The 4229-nt window shown below is 38.2% G+C and carries 3 protein-coding genes, 1 tRNA gene and 3 pseudogenes (1 of these 7 running past the window's edge); 3 read left to right on the forward strand and 4 right to left on the reverse strand.

Annotated features, from left to right (window positions below):
• Both L654_RS0109520 and L654_RS0109525 read right to left on the reverse strand, forming a co-directional pair.
• Positions 1-75 (reverse strand): annotated as a pseudogene (locus tag L654_RS0109520) (c-type cytochrome) (it extends 261 nt beyond the left edge of the window).
• Positions 76-258: 183 nt separating this feature from the next.
• Entirely contained in the window at positions 259-798 is a 540-nt protein-coding gene (locus L654_RS0109525; RefSeq protein ID WP_002957867.1) for a DUF2058 domain-containing protein, read from the reverse strand.
• A 198-nt stretch (positions 799-996) separates the two neighbouring features.
• Here L654_RS0109525 and L654_RS01000000125860 point away from each other — a divergent pair.
• Positions 997-2126, forward strand: a pseudogene (locus L654_RS01000000125860) (MFS transporter).
• Here the strand turns inward: L654_RS01000000125860 and L654_RS0109535 are convergent.
• Both L654_RS0109535 and L654_RS0109540 read right to left on the reverse strand, forming a co-directional pair.
• On the reverse strand, positions 2093-2593 hold the full coding sequence (locus L654_RS0109535) for a prolyl-tRNA synthetase associated domain-containing protein (RefSeq protein WP_024607890.1): 501 nt from the start codon (positions 2591-2593) through the stop codon (positions 2093-2095). The pseudogene L654_RS01000000125860 and the gene L654_RS0109535 overlap by 34 nt on opposite strands.
• A gap of 1 nt (position 2594) precedes the next feature.
• The gene (locus L654_RS0109540) at positions 2595-2990 is read right to left on the reverse strand and encodes a hypothetical protein (RefSeq protein ID WP_024607891.1); all 396 of its coding nucleotides are present in this window, start codon (positions 2988-2990) and stop codon (positions 2595-2597) included.
• A gap of 166 nt (positions 2991-3156) precedes the next feature.
• On the opposite strand from L654_RS0109540, the gene L654_RS0109545 reads away from it, so the two are divergent.
• A tRNA-Ala gene (locus L654_RS0109545) sits at positions 3157-3232 on the forward strand.
• Positions 3233-3411: 179 nt separating this feature from the next.
• A pseudogene (locus L654_RS0109550) lies at positions 3412-4229 on the forward strand (signal peptide prediction); the annotation flags it as partial.

Genomic DNA, 4229 nt, shown 5'->3' on the forward strand with positions numbered 1-4229 from the left:
AGCTGCTGCATTAAACGAGAAGCTTGCGGCTAAAGTAATACCCGCGCCTAATAGTAGTGTTTTCATCTTGCTCATTGTATTTACTCTTCTTTTTTGACGGTTAGAAAAACTGTTCTATTGATTGTAGTAAACAATCAAATAAAAAGCATACGTACGAAACGACGCTAGACGATCAACTTAACCAAAAACCGCTAACTCGTTTCTGTCTCACTTTTATATACTTTATCAAATAAAAATGAGCTTACCCTTAATGGACTATTACCACACTATATCATCTGGTACTTCAAAGTCTGCGTACGGGTCATCTTCATCTTTTGGTTTGTTTTCTGGCTCTACATGAAAAACAATATACTTTTCGTCAACTTCAGCCACTTTGCGTGCTGGTTCGTCGTCTAATACGTAAAATTGCCCTTCTAGTACACAAATAGCTAAACGACCGCCCGATAACGCTTTTTGCGTTTTCTCGTTCACGTCGATATTTTTTACTTTGTTTTGATAAGTAAAATTAAATGTGCGCTCACCACGAATAGCGTCTTGGTTGTGGTGCTCTAAAATTTGTTTAACACGCGCTTCTTGTTCGCGTTGCTTTAAGCTCACTTGGCGTGTTTGGTTAAGCTCTTCAGCTTTTTTTTGCTGCTCTAGCTTGGTTTGTTGAATATGCTTTTGCAGATCACTTGGGTTGCTAGTAGCCCCTTTCTTTTGCTTTTTTTGTTGCTTACGCTTTTCTGATTTAGCAACTTTAGCATTATGCGATGTTGTTAATCCTGCTTGAAGCAATTGGTCTTGTAATGAACCCATGACTTTGTTCCACTAAAAACTAATATTATCACTATTTTAATCACCAACGAGTTCAAATAACAGCGCTATCGACATTAATCTAACAAACTAATTAAAACAAACCACGATATAGCGCAGTGACTATGATTTTAATTATGAATTAAAAGCAATTTTTAATACAATACCACGCAACCAATCAGCAAATGCACAAGCCATAGAATGCGTTTACCTCATTTACTCGTTTGCTCGGTATTTATATTTTTTGTGCTTTATGCACCGCAACCCCTACTTAGCCTTTTTGCGAGCGAATTTAATGTAGCACCTGCGGTAGCTGGCAGCTTAATGACTGCAACTATGTTGCCCTTAGCCATTGCCCCACTCGTTTATGGTTTATTTTTAGCAAAAATAAATCCACTACTAATTCTACGTATTGCAATGGTGCTTTTAGGCTTTAGTTGCTTACTTTTTATTTATGTACCTAACTTTGAGCTTTTATTATTAGTCAGATTTTTACAGGGTTTGACGCTCCCCGCAGCTTTAACAGCAATGACTAGTTATATAGGCATGAGTTATAGCGCTGATACACTTCAAAAAAATATGACCCTTTATATTGGTAGCAGTATAGTTGGTGGTTACTTTGGTCGTGTGCTTGCAGCTTTGTTTAGCGACTTATGGAATTGGCAGAGCTTTTATTACGTAATTGCTTTTATGCTTATTTTTTTAGCTTTAACAATCAAACATTCTCAATTTTCGAACCCAGCAACAAAGTCTCAGCTTTCACCACTGGACTACATTAAACAGCTTAAAGAAGGGGCTATCCTTAAAGTGTACGGTGCCGTTTTTTGTATGTTTTTTTGCTTTGCTGCACTACTTAATTACTTACCGTTTATATTACAAAACACGTTTTCAATTACCAATACTCGTGACATAGGTTTAGTTTACAGTGGTTATTTAATTGGTGCCCTCGCCTCTATTGCTGCACCTTGGTTACTTAAAAAAGTCCCTTCGCCTTGGCATTTATTAACTGCGGTATTTAGTTTTTATAGTGTGAGTATTATTTTATTAATGAGCCACCAGCTTAGCTTATTTTTAATCGCATTTACTTTGTTTTGTGGTGCTATGTTTGTGATTCACTCAACCGCAGCGCCACTCGTTAATAAAATAAGTAAAGCCCCGCCAAGTGTAACCAATGGCGGNGTGGCGGTGCATTGGGGTCGTTATTACCCGGTGTGGTATACCAACATCATGGGCAAACAGCGTTTATGTTTACACTACTTGCGGTTTGCTTATGCGGTTTATCGTTAATTATGTGGGCTTATTTTGAGGGTAAAAATACAACGCGCGGTTGATGCTTTGTGTGATTAAAAAATGCTTCTAAATCAGATTTACTAAGCAACCATGTTTGGGTGTTTTCAAACGGATGACAATGAAACAAATCACCACCCCAAATATCTTGATCGACCCATAAGCTCACTTCGTTTTGCTTGTCATTTAAAAGAGCCAACATAGATACACACCCAGGAGCCACTTTTAAATATTTAGCTAGCCGCTCACTTGATGCAAACCCTAAACGCGAAAGCCCTTGTTGCTTTGATAGTGCCTTTAAATCGAGTTGCTTATTGTGCGCTGTAATAACTAAAAAGTGTCGCTTGCCTTCGTTATCGCGTAAAAACAGGTTTTTAAGACGAGTACCTGGGCGCTCAATCATAAACTCATCAGCCGCTAAGCTAGTATGTAGCGGCGGATGTTCTATTGCATCGTAAGTAATATCGAGGCGCACTAAAAGCTCTGCTAACTTAGTTTTATCAGCCAACATATTACAAGCAACGTCCTCTTAGCTGTACGCTCAAATCTCGCCATAAAACATCATTAACTTCATGTTTGTTATCGCAATACTCACGCTCTTTTAGCTCTTGATTTAATAATTCAACTGCTTGATCTTCTAGCTGTAACTTTAGAATGCTCGATTCTTCAAAATGCTCTTGTTCAATATACTGCTTAACCTCACCACGGCTTGGTCTCTTGTTAGGACCACGGTCAAGGTTAAAGTTTTCACGATGCTTAGCTTTTACCGAAACAACATAAGCAAAAAGTTTATTACCTTGCTCATCTTGCTTTTCGTGAAACTGTTTATTATTTATTTCAAAAGGCGGCTCATCATTTGAGGCACAGCCAGCGAGTAAAACCATAAGCGCTAGAACACATTTTTTCATTGTTTTTTATCGTTTTAGTTTTGAATTAAGCCGAGTCTAACAAAAATTGACGTAAACAGTGAAAATTTACGAAAAAATACTTGACCAATTTTATAAAAAAACTTAAAGTTCGTCCCGCTTGGAACTCAGCAGTCAAGCAGTTACATTATATGTAACTTAGGAATGTGGGGCTATAGCTCAGCTGGGAGAGCGCCTGCCTTGCACGCAGGAGGTCAGCAGTTCGATCCTGCTTAGCTCCACCACTTTCCTACTCCTTTTCAAATTCGCTCTACTCTTCTATTTTTCCATTGTTTTTATTGTTTTTTGACACCCTACTATTCTAATTTTTCATTCTATATAATTTTAAATTTATCCATTCAACTTGTGTCTTTACAAGTTCTTAGCTATATATAATGTCACACATTAATACTTTAGGCTTAACATGGACATACCCAAGCGTTCAACGCTAAAAAAGCTAGCTGCAATAGGTTTAACAGCTGGTGCAATAACACATGCGCCTTATGTTTTTGCCCGAAAAAAAGTCACATTAAGAGTACTTGGTACGCATGTAACACTCCAAGAGGCTATTCGCAAGCAAGCGATGAGTGACTTGGGTATTAATATAGAATTTACTCCCGCAGGCAGCGCTGCCGTTTTGCAAAAGGCATCAATGGACCCTGGCTCCTTTGATTTATACGAACAATGGTCAAACAGCATTAATGTGCTTTGGGATGCAGGTTCCATTCAGCCAATAGAAAAAAAACGACTCACCTACTTTAACGAGATAAATCCACTTACTAAAACGGGAAAACTAACCGAAACTGCAAGTATTGGTGCAGGTGATGCTCCCTATAAATTATTAAATGTTCAACCCGATGGCACATTAAGCTCACAAGAAAGCGATCATATTAGCTTTTTACCTTATGTGCATAATGTTGACTCTTTTGGTTACAACACCGATTTTATTAAGCCCGGTATAGCATACGAAACCGAAAGCTGGAGTTGGCTGCTTGATGACGAGAACAGAGGTAAAGTAGCTATCGTAAATGCGCCTACCATTGGACTCTTTGACCTAGCCCTAGCAGCACAAAGTAAAGGGCTTATAAAATTTAACAATATAGGTGCGATGACTCGTTCAGAACTTGATAGATTGTTTAGTATATTACTCGACTTTAAACGCCAAGGTCACTTTAGTGGCTATTGGAATTCGGTTCCTGAGTCGATTGAATTTATGAAAAGTAAGCGAGCCCATATAGAAAG

The sequence above is a fragment of the Pseudoalteromonas sp. TAB23 genome, from assembly GCF_000498075.1.
Classification (GTDB): Bacteria; Pseudomonadota; Gammaproteobacteria; order Enterobacterales; family Alteromonadaceae; genus Pseudoalteromonas; species Pseudoalteromonas arctica.

What these genes read in the sequence shown, in the direction of transcription:
- L654_RS0109540 (WP_024607891.1), bottom strand. Translation starts at nt 2,990, where the DNA reads ATGAAAAAATGTGTTCTAGCGCTTATGGTTTTACTCGCTGGCTGTGCC.
- L654_RS0109525 (WP_002957867.1), bottom strand. Translation starts at nt 798, where the DNA reads ATGGGTTCATTACAAGACCAATTGCTTCAAGCAGGATTAACAACATCG.
- L654_RS0109535 (WP_024607890.1), bottom strand. Translation starts at nt 2,593, where the DNA reads ATGTTGGCTGATAAAACTAAGTTAGCAGAGCTTTTAGTGCGCCTCGAT.